The organism is Paraprevotella clara YIT 11840 (genome assembly GCF_000233955.1).
GTDB lineage: Bacteria > Bacteroidota > Bacteroidia > Bacteroidales > Bacteroidaceae > Paraprevotella > Paraprevotella clara.
Genome location: NZ_JH376597.1, coordinates 457,595 through 481,775 on the forward strand (window position 1 = coordinate 457,595; position 24,181 = coordinate 481,775).

At 51.0% G+C, this 24,181-nt stretch carries 19 protein-coding genes; 6 read left to right on the forward strand and 13 right to left on the reverse strand.

Annotation, left to right across the window (positions count from 1 at the left end; translation table 11 throughout):
* Positions 1 to 71: 71 nt before the first annotated feature.
* The 7 genes from HMPREF9441_RS07930 to HMPREF9441_RS07965 all read right to left on the reverse strand — a co-directional run bounded on the left by HMPREF9441_RS07930 (position 72) and on the right by HMPREF9441_RS07965 (position 8,005).
* The gene (locus tag HMPREF9441_RS07930; protein ID WP_008619991.1) at positions 72 to 2,261 is read right to left on the reverse strand and encodes a glutamine synthetase III family protein; all 2,190 of its coding nucleotides are present in this window, start codon (positions 2,259 to 2,261) and stop codon (positions 72 to 74) included.
* 52 nt (positions 2,262 to 2,313) lie between these two features.
* Positions 2,314 to 3,573, reverse strand: a complete 1,260-nt coding sequence (locus HMPREF9441_RS07935; RefSeq protein ID WP_008619993.1) for an ammonium transporter — start codon at positions 3,571 to 3,573, stop codon at positions 2,314 to 2,316.
* 57 nt (positions 3,574 to 3,630) lie between these two features.
* Positions 3,631 to 3,987 (reverse strand): P-II family nitrogen regulator, encoded by a 357-nt coding sequence (locus tag HMPREF9441_RS07940; protein ID WP_008619995.1) that lies wholly within the window; start codon positions 3,985 to 3,987, stop codon positions 3,631 to 3,633.
* Between the two features lie 115 nt (positions 3,988 to 4,102).
* Complete coding sequence (locus HMPREF9441_RS07945; protein ID WP_008619996.1) at positions 4,103 to 4,837, reverse strand: hypothetical protein; 735 nt, start codon at positions 4,835 to 4,837, stop codon at positions 4,103 to 4,105.
* Positions 4,838 to 5,857: 1,020 nt separating this feature from the next.
* Positions 5,858 to 6,334, reverse strand: coding sequence for an outer membrane beta-barrel protein (locus HMPREF9441_RS07955; RefSeq protein WP_008620006.1), 477 nt, complete (start codon positions 6,332 to 6,334; stop codon positions 5,858 to 5,860).
* Position 6,335: 1 nt separating this feature from the next.
* Positions 6,336 to 6,569, reverse strand: a complete 234-nt coding sequence (locus HMPREF9441_RS07960) for a hypothetical protein (protein WP_008620007.1) — start codon at positions 6,567 to 6,569, stop codon at positions 6,336 to 6,338.
* Entirely contained in the window at positions 6,566 to 8,005 is a 1,440-nt protein-coding gene (locus HMPREF9441_RS07965) for a carbon starvation CstA family protein (RefSeq protein WP_008620009.1), read from the reverse strand. Before HMPREF9441_RS07965 ends, HMPREF9441_RS07960 begins: the two co-directional genes overlap by 4 nt.
* 50 nt (positions 8,006 to 8,055) lie before the next feature.
* Between HMPREF9441_RS07965 and HMPREF9441_RS07970 the strand changes: the two genes are divergently transcribed.
* From HMPREF9441_RS07970 to HMPREF9441_RS07980, 3 genes are read left to right on the forward strand one after another with little or no spacing between them, the layout of a single operon-like run.
* Positions 8,056 to 9,849 (forward strand): glycoside hydrolase family 10 protein, encoded by a 1,794-nt coding sequence (locus HMPREF9441_RS07970; protein ID WP_008620010.1) that lies wholly within the window; start codon positions 8,056 to 8,058, stop codon positions 9,847 to 9,849.
* 12 nt (positions 9,850 to 9,861) lie between these two features.
* Positions 9,862 to 10,311: a putative signal transducing protein gene (locus tag HMPREF9441_RS07975; RefSeq protein ID WP_008620012.1), complete on the forward strand. Its 450-nt coding sequence runs from the start codon at positions 9,862 to 9,864 to the stop codon at positions 10,309 to 10,311.
* Complete coding sequence (locus HMPREF9441_RS07980) at positions 10,308 to 10,817, forward strand: GNAT family N-acetyltransferase (RefSeq protein ID WP_008620014.1); 510 nt, start codon at positions 10,308 to 10,310, stop codon at positions 10,815 to 10,817. Before HMPREF9441_RS07975 ends, HMPREF9441_RS07980 begins: the two co-directional genes overlap by 4 nt.
* Here the strand turns inward: HMPREF9441_RS07980 and HMPREF9441_RS07985 are convergent.
* The 6 genes from HMPREF9441_RS07985 to HMPREF9441_RS08010 form a co-directional block, all read right to left on the reverse strand.
* On the reverse strand, positions 10,775 to 11,101 hold the full coding sequence (locus tag HMPREF9441_RS07985) for an MGMT family protein (protein WP_021980425.1): 327 nt from the start codon (positions 11,099 to 11,101) through the stop codon (positions 10,775 to 10,777). The genes HMPREF9441_RS07980 and HMPREF9441_RS07985 overlap by 43 nt on opposite strands.
* Before the next feature lie 42 nt (positions 11,102 to 11,143).
* A complete protein-coding gene (locus HMPREF9441_RS07990; RefSeq protein WP_244949698.1) occupies positions 11,144 to 13,306 on the reverse strand; it encodes a glycoside hydrolase family 3 N-terminal domain-containing protein in 2,163 nt (720 codons plus the stop codon).
* 99 nt (positions 13,307 to 13,405) lie between these two features.
* The gene (locus tag HMPREF9441_RS07995; protein WP_008620024.1) at positions 13,406 to 14,473 is read right to left on the reverse strand and encodes an acyltransferase; all 1,068 of its coding nucleotides are present in this window, start codon (positions 14,471 to 14,473) and stop codon (positions 13,406 to 13,408) included.
* Positions 14,474 to 14,591: 118 nt separating this feature from the next.
* Positions 14,592 to 15,044 carry an N-acetyltransferase gene (locus HMPREF9441_RS08000; protein WP_008620026.1) on the reverse strand — a complete coding sequence of 151 codons (453 nt, stop codon included), beginning with the start codon at positions 15,042 to 15,044 and terminating at the stop codon, positions 14,592 to 14,594.
* Positions 15,045 to 15,050: 6 nt separating this feature from the next.
* Positions 15,051 to 16,271, reverse strand: a complete 1,221-nt coding sequence (locus tag HMPREF9441_RS08005; protein ID WP_008620027.1) for a hypothetical protein — start codon at positions 16,269 to 16,271, stop codon at positions 15,051 to 15,053.
* Between the two features lie 30 nt (positions 16,272 to 16,301).
* Positions 16,302 to 17,252 (reverse strand): glycoside hydrolase family 43 protein, encoded by a 951-nt coding sequence (locus HMPREF9441_RS08010; protein ID WP_021980429.1) that lies wholly within the window; start codon positions 17,250 to 17,252, stop codon positions 16,302 to 16,304.
* Between the two features lie 237 nt (positions 17,253 to 17,489).
* Between HMPREF9441_RS08010 and HMPREF9441_RS08015 the strand changes: the two genes are divergently transcribed.
* The 3 genes from HMPREF9441_RS08015 (at position 17,490) to nifJ (ending at position 24,096) form a co-directional block, all read left to right on the forward strand.
* The gene (locus tag HMPREF9441_RS08015) at positions 17,490 to 18,515 is read left to right on the forward strand and encodes a glycoside hydrolase family 43 protein (RefSeq protein WP_244949691.1); all 1,026 of its coding nucleotides are present in this window, start codon (positions 17,490 to 17,492) and stop codon (positions 18,513 to 18,515) included.
* A gap of 804 nt (positions 18,516 to 19,319) precedes the next feature.
* Entirely contained in the window at positions 19,320 to 20,498 is a 1,179-nt protein-coding gene (locus HMPREF9441_RS08020; protein ID WP_021980431.1) for an ATP-binding protein, read from the forward strand.
* A gap of 49 nt (positions 20,499 to 20,547) precedes the next feature.
* Positions 20,548 to 24,096, forward strand: a complete 3,549-nt coding sequence (gene nifJ / locus HMPREF9441_RS08025; RefSeq protein WP_008620036.1) for a pyruvate:ferredoxin (flavodoxin) oxidoreductase — start codon at positions 20,548 to 20,550, stop codon at positions 24,094 to 24,096.
* Positions 24,097 to 24,181 lie beyond the last annotated feature (85 nt).

The window sequence follows — 24,181 nt, forward strand, 5'->3', positions numbered from 1 at the left end:
CAAAAAGCCGGACTGTCTCACGACACCCCGGCTCCACCATCTAAATTCCTAAAAAATAAAGAACCTTGCTGTCAACGAATGAACAGCAATTCGCGATACTTAGGTAACGTCCACATCTGATCATCCACAATCAACTCCAACTTGTCGATATGATAACGGATTTGTTCCAACATCGGCGCAATGGTGTCATGGTAGGCCACGGCCTTTGCCCGTTCGCCTCCAATCTTGTTGGCTACCTTGCGGGCCTCGACCATCGCATCCACGTGTTCCTTGATATAGGCCGTACGTTCGGAAATCTCCCTGATGATGGCCAGGTTCTCGGCCGACAATTTATCGGCTTCTTCCGCACTGAACAGTCCCTTCATCTTGTACACGTTATCTATCAACTTGCTCTGGTACTCGATGGCTACAGGCACGATATGGTTCATGGCCAAATCACCGAGCACACGTGCTTCTATCTGGATTTTCTTGGTATAGGTTTCCCATTTCACTTCATTGCGGGCTTCCAGTTCCACTTGGGTCATCACCCCGGTAGACCCGAACATGGCGATGCTGTCTGCCGACAAGTAGTTGTCGAAAATAACGGGACAGCTCGTCTCACAATCCAGACCGCGCCGCTCTGCTTCGGCCTTCCACTCGTCGCTGTAACCGTTCCCGTCAAAGCGGATGGGCTTGCAGATTTTGATATATTTGCGAATCACCCGGATAAGGGCAGCTTCTTTGGCCTCGCCTTTTTCCATCAAGGCATCCACTTCGGCCTTGAAATCCGTCAACTGTTCGGCCACGGCGGCGTTGAGGGCTATCATCGCACTCGCGCAGTTGGCCTCCGAACCCACGGCCCGAAACTCGAAACGGTTTCCGGTAAAGGCGAAAGGCGACGTACGGTTACGGTCAGTATTGTCTATCAACAACTCAGGAATCTGGGGGATGTCCAGCTTCATCCCATGCTTGCCCTCCAAGAGGACCAGTTCCTCGTCGGTGCTCTCCTCCAGATGGTCGAGCACACGGCTCAACTGCGTGCCGAGGAAAGAGGAAATGATGGCCGGGGGTGCCTCGTTGGCTCCCAAACGATGGGCGTTGGTGGCGCTCATGATGGAGGCTTTCAGCAAACCGTTGTGCCGGAACACGGCCATCAGGGTGTTCACGATGAACGTGATGAAGCGCAAGTTCTCCTCCGCCGTCTTGCCCGGAGCCATCAGCAGCACGCCGGTATCGGTGCCCAACGACCAGTTGTTATGCTTGCCTGAACCGTTCACGCCCTTGAAAGGCTTCTCATGCAACAACACACGGAAACCGTGCGTGCGGGCCACCTTGCGCATCAGCGACATGATCAGCATGTTATGGTCTACCGCCAAGTTGCACTCCTCGAAGATAGGAGCAAGCTCGAACTGGTTCGGTGCCACCTCGTTGTGGCGCGTCTTCACCGGGATGCCCAGTTCCAAGGCCTGTATCTCCAAGTCCTTCATGAAAGCGGCCACACGGGTCGGGATGGCTCCGAAATAATGGTCTTCCAACTGTTGGTTCTTCGACGCTTCATGCCCCATCAGCGTACGCCCGGTCAGCAACAAGTCCGGACGGGCGGCATACAAGCCTTCGTCCACCAAAAAGTATTCCTGCTCCCATCCCAAATAAGAAACCACCTTCTTCACGGACGGGTCGAAGTAATGGCACACTTCTACCGCCGCCTTATCCACCGCGCGCAAAGCCTTCAGCAAAGGCGCCTTGTAGTCGAGCGACTCGCCGGTATAAGCAATGAACACGGTGGGAATGCACAGCGTGTCGTCTACCACGAACACGGGCGAAGAGGGATCCCAAGCACTATAGCCGCGCGCCTCGAACGTGTTCCGTATGCCCCCGTTGGGAAAGGACGAGGCATCGGGTTCCTGCTGCACAAGCAACTTGCCCGAAAATTCCTCCATCATCCCGCCTTTGCCATCGTGTTCCACGAAAGCGTCATGCTTCTCTGCCGTACCTTCCGTCAAGGGTTGGAACCAGTGGGTGTAGTGCGTCACCCCCAATTCTTCGGCCCAACGCTTCATGCCCGAAGCCACCTCGTCGGCCACGCTGCGGTCCAAAGCGGCACCATGGTCCATGGCATCCACCAACCTCGCATATACAGTACTGGGCAAATACTTGAACATCTTCTCGCGGCTAAACACATATTTGCCGAAATATTCGCTGGGTCGTTCCGCCGGAACGGTCACTTCTTTCGCCTTCGCGTGGAAAGCACTCTCTACAACTCTGAATCTTAATTCTGACATAATCACCTAAGTATTTTGATTTTCATATTATTCTTGCCTGTTACGGACTGTCTTACAAATCGTAGGCAGATTCACCGTGTTCGTAAATGTCAAGCCCTTCTTCTTCCACTCTCTTGTCCACACGAATGCCGACCAGCTTGTCCACTACCTTGAACAACACGAAGGTCATCACCGCACTGAACACCATCGAAATGACCGTGGCCGCAATCTGAATCCACAACTGGTTCCAATCCCCGTAGAGTGCACCCTGCACACCACCTTCACCGGTCACGAACTGCGTGGCAAAAACACCGGTGAGCACAGACCCGATGATGCCGCCTACCCCATGCACGCCAAAGGCATCGAGGGCATCGTCATAACCGAACTTGGGCTTCACGACAGCCACCATCCAGAAACAAACGGCCGAGGTTATCAAACCGATGAACAGCGCACCGACCAGATCTACCGAACCGGCTGCCGGCGTAATGGCCACCAAACCGGCCACGGCTCCCGTACAAGCCCCCACCGTAGTGCATTTCTTGTTGACCACCCAGTCAATGGCTGCCCAAGTGACCGCTGCCATGCACGTGGCGATATGCGTCACCAAAAACGCGTTGGCCGCCAGACCGTCGGCCGCCAAGCCGCTTCCTGCATTGAACCCGAACCAACCCAGCCAAAGCAATGCCGTGCCTAAAAAGACAAAAGGAATGTTGTGCGGAGTAATGGGACGGCCCACCCTGTAATCCTTACGACGGCCGACCATAAGCGCCATCACCAATGCGGCTACGCCGGCGTTGACATGTACCACCGTCCCCCCGGCAAAGTCCACGGCTCCCATTTCCATCAGGAAACCGCCGCCCCATACCCAATGGGCCATGGGCATGTAGACCAGTATGCTCCACAGCACCGTGAAGCACAAGAAACCGGCGAACCTCACACGCTCGGCGAACGCACCGAGAATCAAAGCCGGCGTAATCAGGGCGAACATGCACTGAAACATTACGAACAGCATTTCGGGGATGCCGGTCGCCGTCAGCGTGTCCAGGCCGATGCCGTTCAACATCACCTTGTCGAATCCCCCGATGCCGTATTTGAAGAAACCGCTGCCTTCATATCCGGTGCCGAAGGCAAGGCTGTAGCCGAAGACCACCCACAAGATGCTGACCACCCCGGCTATGGCCAGGCTCTGCATCACCAGGCTCAGCATATTTTTCTGGCGCACAAGGCCGCCGTAGAACAAGGCGATTCCGGGAATCGTCATCATAAACACCAAAAGGGTTGCCACTATCATCCAAGCCGTGTGGCCTGAATCCAATATCACTGATGTATCCATAATTTTACTTTTTTATCATTCAACCATCTTTTTAACCTTGGCGGGAACCGTCCTGCCTCACTTCTCTTGTTCCGCGTTGTAAAGCGCAATGTCACCACGCTCTCCCGTACGGATCCGTATGGAATCCTCGACCGGAATGATGAAGATGCGCCCGTCGCCGATTTCGCCCGTATAAGCGGCTTTCGTCACGGCTTGCACGGTCTTCTCCACATTCTTGTCGCGCACGACGATGGACAGCAACATGCGCTCGATGGAACTGGTATCGTAGGCCACCCCACGGTAAATACGCGCCTCACGCATCTTGCCCACGCCCCTCACTTCGTAATACGAGAACCATTCGATGTCTGCCGCCAACAAGGCGTCCTTCACGTCGTCGAACTTCGTTCTCCGAATAATCGCTTCGATTTTTTTCATAATTATCCTTTTTCTATTGTTGGTTTTATCCTCTCTTTTAACGTTATCCTTTCAAACAATCTTATTTACCCCTTACAAAACATACCTTTTGGAACTTATCACATTTCTGTTATGCTTAAAAACTGAGTCCTGCCGTAAAATAGGCGTTCTCGGACGCCGGATTCCAAGTAACCTTGGCAAATAAAGGCAAGGCAAACGACTCGGTCATCTTGATGTCTTTAGCCGCCTGCAACGCCACTTCGGAAACAGCAAACCCGGAGCATCCGCCATTATAGAAAGAAGTTTCCCAAGGCACTGCGGCCACCGTAGCGTTCCAATCCAAACCTCCCAAGCGGAAAGGAGCGGAAAGCGAGACATAAGAAGAGTAGGCCCGTTTACCGTCCTTCTTCAGCCCGTCGTTGCCACCGATGTTCGTGTACCAGTTCACGGTCAGGAAGCCGAAGTCATACCCAACCTGCGCTTCGTAGACATGCAACGTGGAATTGCTGCCGAAATGGAAGTACTTCCCGCTGATGTCGGCACCCGTCTTGAAATTCGTCCCCTTGCTGAAACTGTAATCAGTGACCGACACACTGAAACCTTTTACGGCATAACCTAAGGTCAAATCGAACTCTTTGGCATATCCGCTGCCCCAAGAGGCCGAACCCCACGCCGTAAGCGAAAGACCTTTCCACGAAAGCGAAACGGAAGGCTGTATGCTGACATCGCCCAACTCTTGCCCGCGCCAGATATAACTGCTCACCAGATCCGCCCCCACGGATGCCTCGACTTTGTCTTGCCCTTCTGCGGCCACAGGGAATGCCACTGCCGCCGCCCATAGGAACATGGTTTTCTGAATCTTCGTTTTCATTCTTCTCACCTTGTCTAATTACACATTATTGTCAAACACTTCCCTGCGCATGGAAAATTTCTTTTTAAAGCAAAACCACTTAATAAGCAAGCAATTTGCTTTTGTTTTATGCAAAGTTATATCTTTTTGACAACTCAATAAGCAAATATGGTATCCTTTTTACAGAACAAGTCTAACCATGTTTCGATTTATCAGTATTTACATGATAAAACCTTCCAAATTATAACCACACATACCGAAATCCTCGTATTTTTTCACCGACATGAAACCTTTGAAAACTTATCTACCGGAAATACCCATACTCTTAAGGCCTGTACTTCCACATATTATTGGAAGAGATTTCATAATCCGCCCTACGCATTTTACAAATTGTCAAAACGTCAAGCCGACCACTGCGAGAATCGCCTATATCCCTTCCGCCGCCGACAGACACGAAAAAAACGAAATCTCGCACATCGGACTTTTATCCCAATGACAACTTATACCCGTCTTTCGTGCACACGCTGACAGACGAAAAAGCCATTGAACCGCACACCGTCCGCCGGCACGTAAGTTTCATCCCCGAATTTGCTGACATCCTGATTTCCATTTCCGTCACTCGAACAACTCCCAATAAGAGAAAAAAACGGGGAAAAGGCCTCGTTTCTTTCCCGAAACAAGACATTTTCACCTCTATTTCAGTACACACCCGTAGTAACAAGAGGAGAAAAAAATTTTTCTTCCTGCGATTGAAAAATCACTCTCTTGAGATTAAAACGCATATATACAGAAAAAGGCTGCATATATGCAGCCTAAAACTTATATTTATTCAAAACCCGCGTTTTTCCGTCTCATTTTATCCGGTTTTCACTTCACAGAAAAGAGGAAAAAGCTGTCATTCTACAACAAAAACGAGAACAAACACGGCAATTTATCAGATCTTGTTATCCCTCGGAACAAACCGGCCATCCCGAAGGTAAAAGAAACTGTGCCGGAAGACCTATACAAGTATTCCGGCACAGCCTTATCGGATGTTTCTTATCAGAAATAGAAACCTAATCCTAACTTCAAGCCGACCTTACTTCCGTCTGAAAAGTCATTCAGACTCATGTGGTAATACACTGCCGGCTCTATCGTGATGAAACGGTTCACGAAAAAGGCATACCCCACTTCGGGACACAACTGCAAATTATTCACGCTCTTGGTGGCATGCTCATACTGCAAACCAAGGCCCATATAAATGCCGTTCTGCGTGAAATAATAACGCCCGCCTACTCCCATCTGGAAATGGTCGGTATAACGCGTATGATCATACCCTAATTTACCATAGAGCATCCACGCGCTCTGCACGAAATAACCACCCGTGAAATCCAGACCGAAATTCAATTTCTCGCTGGAACTATAGGATAATCCCAAACTCGTAGTGGATGCCGCCACATACGTAGTACCCTTTTCAAATTGTGCCTTCGCACCCATTGCCACCATCATCAGCAGCAAGGACAGCATTAACTTTCTCATATTATCTTTTTTCTTGATTAATATTCACATCTTGCCCGCGTTTGTCCGCCAATTTTTCCCGCCGCCGGTAAAGATACCACAACGCCACCAGAATCACGGCATTCAAGGCCATCGTAGCCCAAATATGCCGGCTGCTCATATCCGTACGGGGGATGAAATAGGCATATACCGCTACGGAATATAAAGTAAATCCCAACAGGATTACGGTGGATTTCCGGAACCGTCTTCTTTTCATACCCTTGTCTTTTTAAATTGTAAATACCATTTCATGAACATTCCTAATAAGAGTGCGGCCATCCCTCCCCCGACTGCGCAACTTAACACGTAGGACAACCCGAATCCTTCGGGAGCCACCAGTATATAGGTCGTACAGACAGCCGTCATGAACAATGCCGGAAACAAGGTCACATAAAACGTCTTTCCTTTCCGCGCAAGCCATACGGTAACCGCCCAAAACGTAAAGATAGACAAAGTTTGATTAAACCACGCAAAATAGCGCCACAATATATCAAAGTTGATATTCATTAACACTGCAGCGATGACAAACAAAGGCAACGAAATAATCAAGCGGCGCAAAATGGTGTCTTGCCTGTAATGCAGGAAATCGGATGCTATCAGACGTGCGCACCGGAAGGCCGTATCACCGGAAGTGACAGGGGCCGCCACCACACCGAGTATCGCCAACACGGCTCCCGCCGTCCCCATCCAATCCTGACAAATGGCATTGACCACAATGGCGGGATTGGATTTTCCCGACGGCGACATCAGTTCGGCCAACGCCTCATAACTGCCTGCAAACTTAATGGCCGCAGCCGCCCATATCAAAGCCACCACGCCCTCGGTTATCATGGCGCCGTAGAACACGCGCCGCCCCAGCTTCTCGTTCTTCATGCAACGCGCCATCATCGGGCTTTGAGTGGCATGGAAACCGCTGATGGCTCCGCAGGCAATCGTGATAAAAAGCATGGGAAATATGGAGAGATTCTTATCGGGATGATGGCTCTCGAAAGCCGATGTAATCTCGGGCATCCAACCGTCATGGGTGAAAATGCCGACCAACACGCCGACGGCCATAAACAACAAGGCCACGCCGAAAAGGGGGTAGATGCGTCCGATAAGGGTATCGATGGGCAGCAAGGTAGCCAACACGTAATACACGAAAATCACCACGCTCCAAAACAAAGCGGAACCCCATACGCCCCAGTCTCCGGTCATGGAAGCCAACAACCCGGCGGGCGTGGTGACAAATACCGTACCGACCAAGACCATCAGAATCAGGGAAAAAACTCGCATCACCAAGCGGATGCCCGCCCCCAGTTCGTCGCCCACCACTTCGGGCAGGCTGGCCCCGTTCTTCCGCAGGGAAATCATGCCGGACAGGTAGTCGTGTACCGCCCCGCCGAATATGCATCCGAACACAATCCACAAATAAGCCGCCGGCCCGTAAAGGATACCCAGAATCGCACCGAATATAGGTCCCGTCCCGGCAATGTTCAGAAACTGGATGAGATAGACTTTCCACGTAGGCATCGGTGTATAATCCACACCGTCAGCCATCGTATAACAAGGTGTCTTTCGGGAGGCATCCGCCCCGAATACTCTTTCGACAAAGGCGCCGTAGACCACATAGCCCAATACCAGAAGCACCAATGCCGTAGTGAATGTTATCATATCAGGTTATCAATTAAATTACGCAAAAATAATAAATTGTATCGTAAACCATGGCATTTGTCCCCGAAACTTTCATTTTATACCCTGAAAAGCTTAACTTTGCATCTGATAAAGCTGCATACACCTACATGAAAAGATATATCTTCTCCTTATATATATGTATCACCGGCTGCCTGGCGGCAATGGGCACGCAACGTTTCGATCCATTGTCCTCCCCCAAACGGGAAACCCGGGCCGTGTGGTTGACCACGTTCAGTAGTTTGGACTGGCCGAAGAACAAAGCTACATCCCCGGCCGGCATCAAGGCACAACAGGATGAACTGTGCCGCATCCTCGACCGGCTCAAGGAAGTGAACATCAACACCGTGCTACTGCAGACCCGCGTGAGGGGGAGTGTCATCTACCCTTCGGCCATCGAACCGTGGGACGGCTGCCTGACCGGCACTCCGGGACGTGCGCCGGGATATGACCCCTTGGCCTTTGCCGTCCGGGAATGCCACAAACGAGGGATGGAACTGCATGCGTGGCTTGTAGCCATACCTTGTTTCAAGATATCCGCTGCCACACGTATGGGAAACCGTTCCGTACTGAAAACCCATCCCAAACTTTGCGTACGCCATGGAGACAGTTGGTATCTCGACCCGGGGCAACCGGAGACCGCCGACTATCTGGCTTCCCTCTGCCGTGAAATAGCTGCGAACTATGACGTAGACGGCATCCATTTCGACTATATCCGTTATCCGGAAAACGCGGCGAAATTCAACGATGCGAGCTCTTACCGCAAATACGGCAAGAGGCAAAACAAGGCCGACTGGCGTCGCGACAACATGACCCGCTGTGTACGGACGATGTATCGGGCCGTGAAAGCTGCCAAACCTTGGGTCAAGGTCAGCTCTTCGCCCGTGGGCAAATTCAGCGACCTGAGCCGCTATCCGTCCTATAACTGGAATGCCTACTCTGCCGTGCATCAGGATGCACAGGGCTGGTTGCGTGAAGGAATACAAGACATGCTGTTCCCGATGATGTACTTCCGGGGCAATCATTTCTACCCTTTCGCTATCGACTGGAAAGAAAACGACTACGGCCGACCGGTCGTCCCGGGATTGGGCATCTACTTTCTCAGTCCGCAAGAAAAGGACTGGCCGCTGGAGGATATTACCCGTGAGTTGTATTTCACGCGGTCTTTAGACCTCAGAGGACAGGCATTCTTCCGTTACGCGTATCTGAACGACAACCACAAAGGCTTGTTTGATTTCCTGAAAGACGTATATTACCCCTTCCCGGCACTGCCATCGGCTTGTAACAGCCAGGACAGTATCCCACCGGAACGTCCGGGAAATTTGCACAAAAGCCGGGAAGCGCAAACGTATGTGCTCCGATGGTCGCCGTCTGTCGATAATCTATGTGGAAAAGATGTGAGATACAACGTGTACGCTTCACAGACCTCTCCCGTGGACATCGCTTCCGCACGAAATCTTATTGCCGTGAATGTGGATTCTTGCAGCCTTCCCATCAACGAGGAATTCTGCGCCCTCAACGGCATCAGTTTCGCGGTAACGGCCATAGACCGTTTCGGAAATGAAAGCGAACCGGCACGGCTCCCGTCCGGATGGTCCGACAAACCGAACCTCTCAGGGCGGTTCCTCCCGCACGACTCGCAGACCTTGGACATCCCTGAACAGGACAGCCCTTACGTAGCGGTTGTAGATGCGTACGGGCGTATCGTCAGTACGGCACCTTACAGCCGCCGTGTCCGTATCGGGCATTTAGCCAAAGGACTGTACGAAATCAGAACCTTAGCCAAGAAAGGACGCTCAAAACACATCGGATATTTTATCAAATAATTCGACCGTCTTATGAAAACAGTCAGACTTATCACCTGTGACGGAGCCTTTCAAGCCCGTTTGATTCAGGGGGCGTTGGAAAACGAAGGCATCGCCTCCGTCCTGCACAACGAAAACACGTCCAACATCCTGCGCGGATTCACTCCCACGATTTCCGGAGTGGATATTTTCGTGTATGAAGACGACTATGAACGTGCCATGGCCCTGCTCGAACGCAACCAGATGATACCGGAACAATTAAAATACTGCCCCTGCTGCCATTCGCCCCACATCAAGTTCGTATTGAAAAAGTCTCATAGTTTCAGGGCGTTCATGGCCGCCATATTCAGTATCCTGGCCGGCGCACCTCCGGGCACGACGCATTGGGAATATGTATGCAAAGACTGTGGGGCGCACTTTGAAACGCCCGTGGCACGACAAAGAAAAGAGACACAAGACACCACCACACCCGACACAAAATGAACATCAGACCTGCACAATTCACCGATATGCCCGACATCATGGGCATATTCGACCACGCCCGGAAATTCATGAGGGAAAACGGAAACCCCTACCAATGGACAGACGGTTATCCTTCGGAAGAACTCATGGAAACGGAAATCCGACAAGGACACTGCTTCGTCTGCGAAAACGAAACGGACGGCGTGGTAGCCACATTTTGCTTTTCGGTGGGAAACGACCCTACCTATTCTCATATCGAAGGGAAATGGCTGAATGAGGCTCCATACGGTGTGATTCACCGCCTGGCATCCAACGGAAAGGCCAAAGGTATCGCCCGGCAATGCATCGCATGGTGTTTTGCCCGACACCACAATTTACGCGCAGACACCCACGCTGACAACCTCATCATGCAAAACCTGTTAAAGACCAACGGATTCCGGGAGTGCGGCATCATTTATACCCGTCAGTCACCGCGCATCGCTTATCAAAAGGTCACGGATGCCGCTCCATCCGGATTCCAAGCATAACGCCGCATATCCACGTTTCCGTTTCTTCTGAAAGCCACACCTTCGGCTTCCAGCAATGCTTTCTGTTCCGGCCAGGACGGAACAAGGCGTCCACAGCCATTCACCACCCGGTGGCAGGGAAGGCCTAGCGCATCCGGTACGTTACGCAAAGCCCTACCCACCAAACGGGCATGTTGGGGAAAGCCGGTCAGAACGGCAATTTGCTTATACGTCGCCACCCGACCGGCCGGAATCTCTTTCACGACGCTATACACATCCTGATAAAAAAGGGAAGTATCTACCATGCAATCTGCAACAGTTATCTGCTATCATCTGATGTTTCACTCTCACAATAAAGTGTACGATACCGAATCCACGTCTCTACTGTTCGTCCCCACCATGAAGGTGAAGTCGCCTTTCTCCACCACAAAATTCATCCGATTATCATAAAAGCCTAACTGCTCGTCCGTAATATCAAACACGACCTCCTTGCTCTCTCCCGGCTTCAAGGCTATTTTCTCAAAGCCCTTCAATTCTTTGACCGGACGGGTTATAGAAGCAGCCTCATCTCTCACATACAATTGCACGACTTCCTCTCCCTCATAGCGTCCGGTGTTCTTCACTTCCACTCTCACACGTGCGTGTACCTTCCCGCCATCGCCTGGAAGTACCTTTAAGGCTGAATACTCAAAAGTGGTATAAGATAAGCCGAACGCAAAAGGATAGGCCGGTTCGGAGGGTATGTCAATGTACTTGGCACACCACCCGCTGTTCGCATAAGGACGTCCCGTACTTTTATATTGGTAATACAAAGGAAGCTGTCCCAGATGCGAAGGAAAGGTCATCGGCAATTTACCGGAAGGATTATAATCTCCCCACAACACGTTGCAAATGGCCGGTCCGGCCTCACTGCCCAACCACCACGTACACAAAATAGCCAGTGCCTGCTGACGTACCTCATTGAAAATCACGGGACGACCGCACATCATCAATACAATCACCGGCTTACCTGTTTTTACCAATTCCGTCACCAACCGCTGCTGCTGTTCCGGAATAGATATGTCTCCTTTGGAAGTCATCTCTCCGCTCTCCCCCGAACGTTCGCCCATGGCCACGACAACAACATCAGCACGGCGGGCAGCCTTTAGCGTTCCTTTTAAATCTTTAATTTCATTACTTTCCAAATCATAGCCCTCGTGAAAGTCTACCTCCACACCACGCTCTTGCATGGCTTCGTAAAGTGTTACCACCTTACTCTCGTCGGCACACGTCCATGAGCCGCACATGTCCTTCTGCGACTTGGATAAACCACCAATCAACGCCACGCGTCTCACCGATGAAGCCAAAGGCAACACTGCTCCCTCATTCTTGAGCAACACCACAGAGCGCTCCGCCATATAGCGTGCCTCCCGGCGCGACCGCTCCGCCCCGATGACAGTACGCTCCCGTTCTTCATTGCAATAACGGAAAGGGTCGTCAAATAGGCCCAACTTATATTTCTGCTCCAAAATACGGCGGACAGCATCGTCCAGCAAAGCCTCCGGCACTTTCTTTTCGCGAACCAGATCTGCCAAGTTTTGGGCATAACATTCCGACACCATCTCCATATCCAAACCCGCCATGATGGCCTTATTGGCGGCTTCCTTCTGATCCTTGGCATAACGATGGTTAACCATCTCTCCCACAGAACCCCAATCGGACACAACGAACCCTTGGAAACCCCACTTTTCTTTCAAAAGACCACGCAACAAATCTTCGTTACCGGTACACGGGCGATTCTCGAAATCATTGAATGCACTCATGACCGTAGCCGCTCCGGCTTCTACACCAGCCTTGTAGGGTGGCATATAGAAATTGGCAAAATGCCCCCAAGACATGTCCACACTATTATAATCCTTTCCGGCCACCACCGCCCCGTAACCCACAAAATGCTTGATACAAGCCAAAATCGTACTGTCGGCCGACAAGTCATCACCTTGCAAGCCACATACACGGGCTGCGGCCACTTTAGCACCATAATAAGGATCTTCGCCCGCTCCCTCCATGACACGTCCCCAACGGGCGTCCCAACCGATATCTACCATCGGGGCAAAAGTCCAATGCAATCCGGCTGCTGCTGCCTCCCGTGCGGAGCACCTTGCACCCATTTTGATAGCCTCCAAATCAAAGCTTGCCGCCTCAGCTAACGGCAACGGGAAGCCGGTGCGGAAACCATGAATGACATCCATACCGAAAAGCATGGGAATCTTAAGACGCGACTTCATGGCCGCCTCTTGAAACTTACGGGTCTCTTTCACGCCGCAAACGTTCAACATGGAACCCAACAGTCCCTTGCCGACCTCCTCAGTACGGCTTATCTGCGTATTGTCCGGCCCGGTAGCGAAACCTCCTGAGCACTGGCTCAACTGTCCGACTTTCTCTTCCAGCGTCATTTTCTCCAAAAGAGAAGATATGAAACGTTCCATTTCGATATTACCTCCGGCTGCAGACATCCCCACGGGACTTAACATTCCGGCCACCCATAACCCAATAAAAAAGTTTTTCATGATTCGATATTTATATATAACATAATCACACCACAGCCACGGCAAGAAGCCGGCGGCACAGGCTCATCCTACGATATATTTACTCTTGGGCAGATAAGAGAGCAATTTTGTCAACACATAGCAAATCGCATAAATCACGATACCGGCCACCAAAATGGTACCGGGCGTATTGAAATGCGGTGCCACATGAGGGTACACAAGGTTCAACACCATATAATGTGCAAGATACATTCCATAGCTCAACTTTGAAATGGAGAAGATGCCACGGTAGAGCCACCCGCTGCCCCAGTTAATCTTTTTGAATACGATAAAGAGGGCGAAAGTCATCATCGCCACATTAGGCGTACAAAAACGCCAAGGCTGTTCCACCACAAACGGGTCTGAACTCACGGAAGAAAGATGATAGAACGCACCGACCGAGAAAGCATACCCTATCAAGAATACAGGTACGGCCACAGCGAGCGTCTTGCGCAGACTCCAGTCAATGTAGGTACGGACGTAATGTGCCATCAACAGAAAACCGATATAACCGGCATTGTAATACAAGATGTGGAAATCGTTCCAACTGCATTCTCCGTAAATCTCTCCGCCCGGCACACAAAGCTTCACGTAATGCCAGAATGTAGTGAGGAACCAAAGTCCCAAAAAGAAAAGCTCCTCCTTACGCCCTACTTGCTTCAACCAAGGAGACAAAATCGGCATAAAGAAATAAACCCCTATCAACATGTACACAAACCAAAGATGTATGGCGTTGGACGGGAAATTGTAGAGGAACGTAAGTAAGTGTGTTTTCGCGCCGTCCCAACCGTGACCGCCCCACAACAAGGGTAAAAAGGCATAAAGAAGCCCCCAGACGACAAAGGGAATGCACACACGGGTGAAGCGGCGTTTGAAAAAGACCGGTGTACTGTCCTTCAACGGAACCAGAAGATAGGCCGATGCCATGATGAACAGCGGCACGCAAGGACGCAGAGAACTGTCGATGAAAGAAATCCACCAACGGTCGGCATTGCTGGAGAAACTGATACCGTCCAGATTGAAATAAAAAGCCTCGCACACATGTACGAGAATGACCATAAAGCATGCGATGGCACGCAAATAGTCCAAAAATACAATTCGTTTTGTTTCCATAAAGCGTTTTTTCAGCTATTAGAAGCCGTTTTCGGTTGATTAGAAAGATTTATAAGACAGAGACGCAAAGTTAACAGTTATCCACTCCCCGACCCCACTTGCAGGGCAATAAAAAAACTTAAAAAGGAATATTTTCCTTCATCCATGCCATTGTCCACTCCATTTCCCCGGTATCCTCCTCCACATGCCTATCCCGGCATTCAAAACCTTCTCTACGATAAAATGCAATGGCACGGCTGTTCTTTTCATACACATGGAGCAACAAGAACCGATGTCTTTTCTTTAAAAAATCCAACAGCGCATGTCCTATCCCACGAGAACGGCATTCCATCTCCACAAAGATACCGGCGATGTAATCCCCTGCCAATCCGACAAAGCCGACTATACGCCCATCCGACTCGTATATCCACACTTCCGCTTCGGACATTGCCTTCCGAACCAACTCCACGTTACGCTCCCAATATCCGGAAGGTACAAAAGAATGCGCCTGAAGATTTGACGTTTTCCAAATACGAAGCACCGTGTCCATATCAGAAATTCCCAATGGTCTAATCATTTCTTCTTTTTCCATATTAACTTATACGACCGGACTTCTCCTACCCTTGGGGGAGCCCCACAACGCCGCCCGGTAATGTGCGGAGGGGGTCACCGGAACCAACGGCAAATATCCCTGAAGGAGTTTTCCCTCCCGTAAGCACAACGGATGGGCTTCCTCGCACCGGCAGTGCTCCGACCACAACCGCCCCGCTTCCTTCTCATAGTCTATCACAAAACGCGCTTCCGAAGAGGGAGCCAAGAAAGAAGCCAAATCGACAGAAACTTGTCCCATCGTACGGCGTAAATTGATTTCCACACAAGGATGCACACACAGGTATTCGAATCCCGGTACACGGCACAACATCATATCCACACCCAGATGGCCGTTGTAGCCGTTACCCAACCAATCAGCCAAGTAGTGCGTGACAGCCGTTTTCAGCATCTGCCATAAAAGCAAAGGAATCCTATCGGTCAGCCAACGCACCTTATCCTCTTCCGACGCCACCCAATTCCCGGCGTACGTGCCACGTGCGGTGGTCAGGAAAACCGAAAGCCCCGTATACCGCACGCCTCCGGCACCGTCGGCATAAAACTCCAAGGCAAAATCCGACACCTTATTATATACAGGCTCCACGATTACCCCGCCTTGTTCACGAAGCTGACGGCCACACCAACCCGAAAGCGGCGGCACATAACCTCCTCGTCCCAGACGCAAGCCCTTTCCGCTGCCCGACCACGGCGCTTTCAATAGGGTTTCGGGATATTGCCGCATCCTTCGGATGATTTCCTGTTCGCCGGTACAGTAATAAGAAACGCCACAAAGCCTATCCCTCCACTTCTGTCCCAAATCCGAACCGGGACCGCATAAATAAGCCAACATGTCCACTGCACGACGGCGGTTCGACAGTTCACGGTAACGCGCCAAACGCGCTTCATCGGGCAAACGGCTTCTGTCCGCGCCGCCCGTCAACAGACGTTGCACCATCAACGGACTCCACCCCCAAGGGGCAACGTCGGCATCCGAAGGCAAGCCGTCGCGCCCGACCCATTTCACTTCCGGACAAATCCCACCGGCTTCTTCCGCCCAACGCCGGGCCTCCTCCACCGAAGCCACGCACACGGCATCGCCCCTCATTGCCCACCATACGGGCAACGCCGAAAGGTCGTCGGCCATCTGCCGGGCCGAAGCTGGGGGAATGAAATGCGGACTGGGGCAGGCCAACGCCAGGTCGTTCTCGGGATTGAATATATGCAAGGTCATGGAGAAACATGAAAAACAGAACCCGAACCTTTATTTTACGACCGGCAAAACGCCCTCCGAAGTCATCTGCACACGCCGCATCGTACCATCAGCATTATAATATAAGTAGTCTGCACAGACACTTCGGCTGCACGATGTTCCTCCTTTTAGGACACCATTGTGATAAAAAAAGTACCACCGGCCCTTATATTCCTGAATAGCCTGATGATTCGAGCTACTATTCCCGGCCCATTCGTTCAGAATGCCCTGATAAACCCAAGGTCCCTCTATACTGTCGGCCATGGCATAAGCAATACGCTCGGGGAAACCGCTGGCATAAGAAAGGTAATATTTATCGCCGCGTTTATGCACCCAAGGAGCTTCTTCAAACACAAACCCCTCGAAGTTCACTTGGCGGATTTCCCCCTCGATTTCAATCATGTTCTCTTTCAACCGTGCATAATAGCACTCCCCGTTACCCCAGAAAATCCAAGCCTGCCCGTCGTCGTCAATCAAAACCGTAGGGTCGATGCAAGCCCACTGTTTTTGGGATGCGAAACAATCGGACACGGTCAACAGAGGTTTGCCCAACGCATCTTTATACGGCCCTTCCGGACGGTCGGACACAGCCACCCCGATACCCGTATGGTCGGTACTGACATACCAATAAAACGTCCCGTTCCTTTCCACCACCTGCGAAGCGTATGCAATGCCCGAAGACCATTTGAATTCATCTGCGCGCAACGGTACGGGATATTCCCGATAGTGCACTAAATCCGTCGTAGCGAACACACACCAGTTTTCCATGTGCGTACGTTGTTGATTACCCTCAAAATCTTCGCCAGCAAAAATCCAAAGCGTGTCCTTATAAACCAAAGTAGCCGGATCTGCTGTATATTTGTGCCGTACTACGGGATTTCCCTCCGCTTTCCATTCATACACTTGTGCCCATGCGGCAGAAAGCACCCAAAAAGATGCTAAAAAAATAGATATAAATCTCATCCTTCGAACTGTTTTTTTAATTCCACATCTCAATCCGTCCGACAAATATAACACTTTACTTCCACTCCACCTATAATCTTCCTTACATTTCATACCACAAACATTTCCCCACCTCCATTATTGCAAAATGCGCTTTTTTGAAACCAATTTTCCATTATATGCAACAAGAGAAACAGTCCTTCTGGGAAAAAGAGCCTACTTTTGCCCTGTCAAATATCAAACATCAACCCAAAAAACATGAGAAGAAACATTTTTATTTTAGCTTGCACCTCAATCTTGTTCCTCACAAGTTGCATCTCACAAAAAACGCCGGACCACACCGCCTATCTGTTTGCTTACTTTGAAGGCTCGGGCGAACTGGCGACACAAGAACAACTGAGATTTGCCGTGAGTGCGGATGCCGTACACTGGAAAGCCCTGAACGGGAACCGCCCCGTCATCCCATCGGACGAAATATCCCAAACCGGAGGCATACGCGACCCGCACATCCTGCGCGGAGAAGACGGGCACAGCTTTTATATCACGGCCACAGACATGTTCACCCGAAAGAACGGTTGGGAATACAATCCCGGCATCGTCTTGCTCAAATCCGGCAACCTGACCGATTGGACGCACGGCATCATCGACCTGGAAAAATCCTATCCCGAGAAGTTCGCCCACATCAAATGGGTATGGGCACCCCAAACCATTTACGACCCCGAAGCACGGAAATACTTGGTCTACTTCACCGTACGCTTCGAATACGACACCGCCCTCAATTTCTATTGCGCATACGCCAACGAAGATTTCACGGCCTTCGAGAACGAGCCTCAACTGATGTTCGCTCCCAAATACGGTGCCATAGACGGCGACATCATCCATAAAGACGGCACCTATCATTTCTTCTATAAAGGAAATACCAAAGACCGGAACGGCAAAGAGCTGAAAAGCGGTATACAGCAAGCCACGGCCCCGTCGTTGCGCGGCCCGTGGAAAGAGCATTTCGCATATCTCGACGCGTATGCCGGAACCCGTACGCACGTGGAAGGCTCCAGCATATTCAAACTGAACGATTCGGACGAATACATCCTGATGTACGACCTTTACAGCAGCGGACGCTATGAATTCCAACGCAGCAAGGATCTTATTCATTTCAGTTCCAAGCCCGAAACCTTCGTCAAAAACTTCCATCCGCGCCATGGTTCCGTCATTGGCATCACCCGCGAAGAGGCCATCCGTCTGGACCAAAGATGGGGAGGAGTCCCCGAAGAAGCCAAACAGTAAAAAACCAATTTCATAACCTAATTTCCATTTCAGATGCGGCAAACGGCAAAATCCTATTCCTTTAGGACGTACCCGTTTGCCGCTTAAAAAGCTTTTCCGACAAGCGGAACAAGAAGCACAGGAAACGTTCCTAATAAACAAATGAAAAGACATACGCCTTTTTTACCGACAAAACGTAAGTTCTACGGACTTTTTCTGAATGAAAAGTTCCATGTTCCAGTTACGTTCCATGCCATTTTTGCCCCTTTTTAGATACATAAATTCACGTTTCAGCCTTGTTTTTAGCTTTTTTTCAGCCTAAACGCATTTCAATCGCAGCCGAAAAATTTTTCGCTCGGCTGAGAAAACATTTTTTTTGTCCTCATGGTGGGGCATCTTTCTCTGCATGCAGGTGGAGAAAAGCCCTGAAAACAGAAAAAAGATATGCCCATACGGCTCGTTTTTCTCCTAAACGGAGCGCATCGGACTACAAAAAACGAATGACAGGATGCCCTACGGATGCCGTTTCACGCTTCCACGAATCCCGACCCCGTACGCACGCCGTGCCCGAATGCCGTGCATTTTGAAAGCCCGACAGGCCGAAGGAGCTTCAGAATGTCATTCCCCCGACGCGCGAGAATCGCGTATTTCCGCGCGCCTCCGTTCCTCGGTTCAAATGGCTCAATCCTGCAAGGCCGGGATTGACAAATTGACAACCCTCGCATTTCGAGATGCAAAATGAAGAAAAAACAAAGATTTTGCCAACCCGACTTTGCACTTTTGCGGTTTTACACTATCTTTGCAAATTGTATCAAGTACCAAAGAATGGAGTCTTTTTTCAGAACACATGCGTACCTTGTGGAGCATACCCACGCTCCTGTCCGTCGCGCCCTCATGGACGAGATAGACTGGAACGACCGTCTGATTGGTATTAAAGGTACACGCGGAGTAGGAAAGACCACTTTCCTCCTGCAATACGCCAAAGAACATTTCCACGTGGAAGACCGGAAATGCCTCTACATCAATCTGAACAATTTCTATTTTCAGGGCAAGGGCATTGCCGAATTCGCCACAGAGTTCTACGAAGGCGGAGGAAAAGTATTGCTGATCGACCAAGTGTTCAAACAACCGGACTGGAGCACAGACCTGCGCAAATGCTACGACACGCTGCCGGGACTGAAAATCGTATTCACCGGCTCTTCCGTCATGCGGCTGAAGACGGAGAACCCGGAACTGAACGGACTGGTGAAATCATACAACCTGAGAGGATTTTCTTTCCGCGAGTTCCTCAACTTGCAGACGGGCAATGACTTCCCGTCTTATACGCTCGACGAAATCCTGAACCGTCATGAACAAATCGTGCGCAGCATCCTGCCTAAAGCCAGTCCGCTGAAGTTCTTCCAAGACTATCTGCACCACGGTTTCTACCCGTTCTTTCTGGAAAAGCGGAATTTCTCTGAAAATCTGCTCAAGACCATGAACATGATGCTCGAAGTGGACATCTTGCTCATCAAACAAATCGAGCTGAAATATTTGGCAAAAATCAAAAAATTACTATATTTGCTCGCGATAGACAGTCCGGTGGCTCCCAACGTCAGCCAATTGGCGGAAGACATCCACACGTCGCGGGCCACGGTTATGAACTACATCAAGTATCTGGCCGACGCACGGCTCATCAACATGATTTACCCGAAGGGGGAAACCTTTCCCAAAAAACCGGCCCGAATCATGATGCACAACAGCAATCTGATGTACGTCATCTACCCGTGCCGCCTGGAAGAACAGGACATCCTGGAGACTTTCTTCCAAAACACGATGTGGAAAGACCATAAACTGAACAAGGGAGAAAAGGGCACCTCGTTTTTGGTGGACGAAAATCTGAGATTCAAAATCTGCCCCAACGAAGAACGACGGCGAAACGCTGAAACGATATATGCCCGGCATAAGATAGAAATAGGGCACGGAAACGAAATACCGATATGGTTGTTCGGATTCCTATACTAAAGAGAAAATAAAGAAATTGTAGTTTAATCTCGTAATATTAATCATTATTATGGCAAAAGAAAAAAAGTTTATCACTTGTGATGGTAACCAGGCCGCAGCGCATATCTCGTATATGTTCTCAGAAGTTGCAGCCATCTATCCCATCACCCCGTCGTCGACCATGGCAGAATACGTGGACGAATGGGCAGCACAGGGCCGTAAGAACATCTTCGGCGAAACAGTGTTGGTACAGGAAATGCAGTCGGAAGGCGGTGCCGCCGGAGCCGTCCACGGTTCGTTGCAGGCCGGTGCGCTGACCACGACTTATACGGCATCCCAGGGTTTGTTGCTGATGATTCCGAACATGTACAAGATTGCAGGCGAACTGCTGCCTTGCGTGTTCCACGTGTCGGCCCGTACCTTGGCTTCTCATTCACTGTGTATCTTCGGTGACCATCAGGACGTCATGTCTTGCCGCCAGACCGGTTTCGCCATGTTGTGCGAAGGTTCCGTACAGGAAGTGATGGATTTGGCCGGCGTGGCACACTTGTCTACCATCAAGAGCCGCGTGCCGTTCCTGAACTTCTTCGACGGTTTCCGTACGTCTCACGAAATCCAGAAGATTGAAATGCTGGAGAACGACGACCTCGCTCCTTTGGTAGACCAGGAGGCTTTGAAGGAGTTCCGCGGCCGCGCCCTGTCGCCCGAACATCCGGTGGCACGCGGTATGGCCGAAAATCCCGACACGTTCTTCACTCACCGTGAATCTTGCAATAATTACTACGACGCAGTTCCTGCCATCGTAGAGGACTACATGAACAAGGTGTCTGAAATCACCGGCCGCAAATACGGCCTGTTCTCTTACTACGGTGCCGCAGACGCAGAACGCGTCATCATCGCCATGGGTTCCGTAACCGAAGCCATCCGCGAAACCATCGACCACTTGACCGCACAAGGCGAAAAGGTGGGCTTGGTAGCCGTTCACCTGTATCGTCCGTTCTCGGCCAAGCATTTCCTGGCAGCCGTTCCGGCCACAGCCAAGACGATTGCCGTACTGGACCGCACAAAAGAACCGGGCGCCAACGGCGAACCGCTGTATCTGGATGTAAAGGAATGCTTCTACGGCAAGGAAAACGCCCCGGTTATCGTAGGCGGACGTTACGGCCTCGGGTCTAACGACACAACTCCGGCACAAATCTTGGCCGTGTACGAGAATCTGGCTCTTCCGGAACCGAAAAACCAGTTCACCCTCGGCATCGTGGACGACGTGACGTTCACTTCGCTTCCTCAGAAAGAAGAGGTGGCCATGGGTGGCGAAGGCATGTTCGAAGCCAAGTTCTACGGTCTGGGTGCCGACGGTACGGTGGGTGCCAACAAGAACTCCGTGAAGATTATCGGCGACAATACCAACAAGCACTGTCAGGCTTACTTCTCTTACGACTCTAAGAAGTCCGGCGGTTTCACCTGCTCTCACTTGCGTTTCGGAGACGCCCCCATCCGCTCCACTTACTTGGTGAACACGCCTAACTTCGTGGCTTGCCACGTTCAGGCTTACCTCCACATGTACGATGTGACCCGCGGATTGAAGAAGAACGGCACGTTCTTGCTCAACACCATCTGGGAAGGCGAAGAACTGGCCAAGAACCTGCCGAACAAGGTGAAAGCTTACTTTGCCAAGAACAATATTAAGGTATATTACATCAACGCCACCAAGATTGCACAGGAAATCGGATTGGGCAACCGTACCAATACCATCCTCCAGTCTGCATTCTTCCGTATCACCGGTGTCATCCCGGTAGACCTGGCGGTAGAACAGATGAAGAAGTTCATCGTGAAGTCCTACGGCAAGAAGGGTGAAGATGTGGTGAACAAGAACTATGCTGCCGTAGACCGCGGCGGTGAATACAAGGAACTGGCCGTAGACCCGGCATGGGCTAATCTCGCTGCAGACGCTGCACAGCCCAACGACGACCCTGCATTCATCAATGAAGTGGTACGCCCCATCAATGCACAGGACGGCGACTTGCTGAAAGTTTCCGCATTCAAGGGTATCGAGGACGGTACTTGGCCGCAAGGTACGGCCGCATACGAAAAACGCGGTGTGGCAGCCTTTGTCCCGACATGGAACGCAGACAACTGTATCCAGTGTAACAAGTGTGCATACGTTTGTCCTCACGCTTCTATCCGTCCGTTCGTTCTCGATGCCGAAGAAATGAAGGGCTTCAACGCTCCGGTTATCGAAATGAAGGCTCCGGCAGCCATGAAGGGCATGAACTTCCGCATCCAGGTGAGCGTAATGGACTGCTTGGGTTGCGGCAACTGTGCCGACGTATGTCCGGGCAATCCGAAATTGGGCAAGGCGCTCACGATGGTTCCGTTGGAACAGGAACTCGCCGAAGCTCCGAATTGGGAATACTGCGTGAAGAACGTGAAGAGCAAACAAGACTTGGTAGACATCAAGAGCAACGTGAAGAACTCACAGTTCGCACAACCGTTGTTCGAGTTCTCAGGCGCTTGTGCCGGTTGCGGTGAAACTCCGTATGTGAAATTGATTTCTCAGTTGTTCGGTGACCGTGAAATCGTTGCCAACGCCACCGGTTGCTCTTCCATCTACTCCGGTTCCATTCCTTCTACTCCTTATACGACCAACGCCAAGGGTCAAGGTCCGGCATGGGCAAACTCCTTGTTCGAGGACTTCTGCGAATTCGGCCTCGGTATGGCATTGGCCAACAAGAAGATGCGTGCACGTATCGAAGAACTCCTCAAGGGTGCCATTGCAGCCGATGAGACTCCGGCCGACTTCAAGGCTGCCGCTCAGGAATGGCTCGAAGGCAAGGACGACGCAGATGCCAGCAAGGCCGCTGCCGGAAAACTCGTCCCGATGATCGAGGCAGGCAAGGCTGCCGGTTGTCCGGCTTGCGCCAAACTGTCCGAACTGGCACACTATTTGGTAAAACGCAGCCAATGGATTATCGGTGGCGACGGTGCTTCTTACGACATCGGCTACGGTGGTCTGGACCACGTCATCGCGTCGGGTGAAGATGTCAATATCCTCGTATTGGATACCGAAGTATATTCCAACACCGGTGGCCAGTCCTCCAAGGCAACCCCGCTTGGTGCCATTGCCAAGTTTGCCGCTTCCGGTAAGCGCGTACGCAAGAAAGACTTGGGTATGATTGCTACCACTTACGGTTACGTGTACGTGGCACAGATTGCCATGGGAGCCGACCAGGCACAGTGTCTGAAGGCCATCCGCGAAGCAGAAGCTTATCCCGGCTCGTCTATCATCATCGCTTACGCTCCTTGTATCAACCACGGTTTGAAGAAGGGTATGGGCAAATCGCAGGCTGAGGAAGAAGCAGCCGTGAAGTGCGGTTACTGGCACTTGTGGCGTTTCAATCCGGCTTTGGAAGCCGAAGGTAAGAATCCGTTCTCACTCGACTCCAAAGAGCCTAACTGGGATGCTTTCCAAGATTATCTGAAAGGCGAAGTCCGCTTTGCTTCCGTCATGAAGCAATACCCGGCCGAAGCCGCCGACCTCTTCAACGCTTGCGAGGATATGGCCAAGAAGCGTTATCAGAGCTACGTGCGCATGACCAAGATGGACTGGAGCGAATAAGCCAATCCTATCAATCCATACATGACAAAGGGAGTGTCGGTACCATTCCGGCACTTCCTTTTCTAATATATTTCAGGGCATAGTC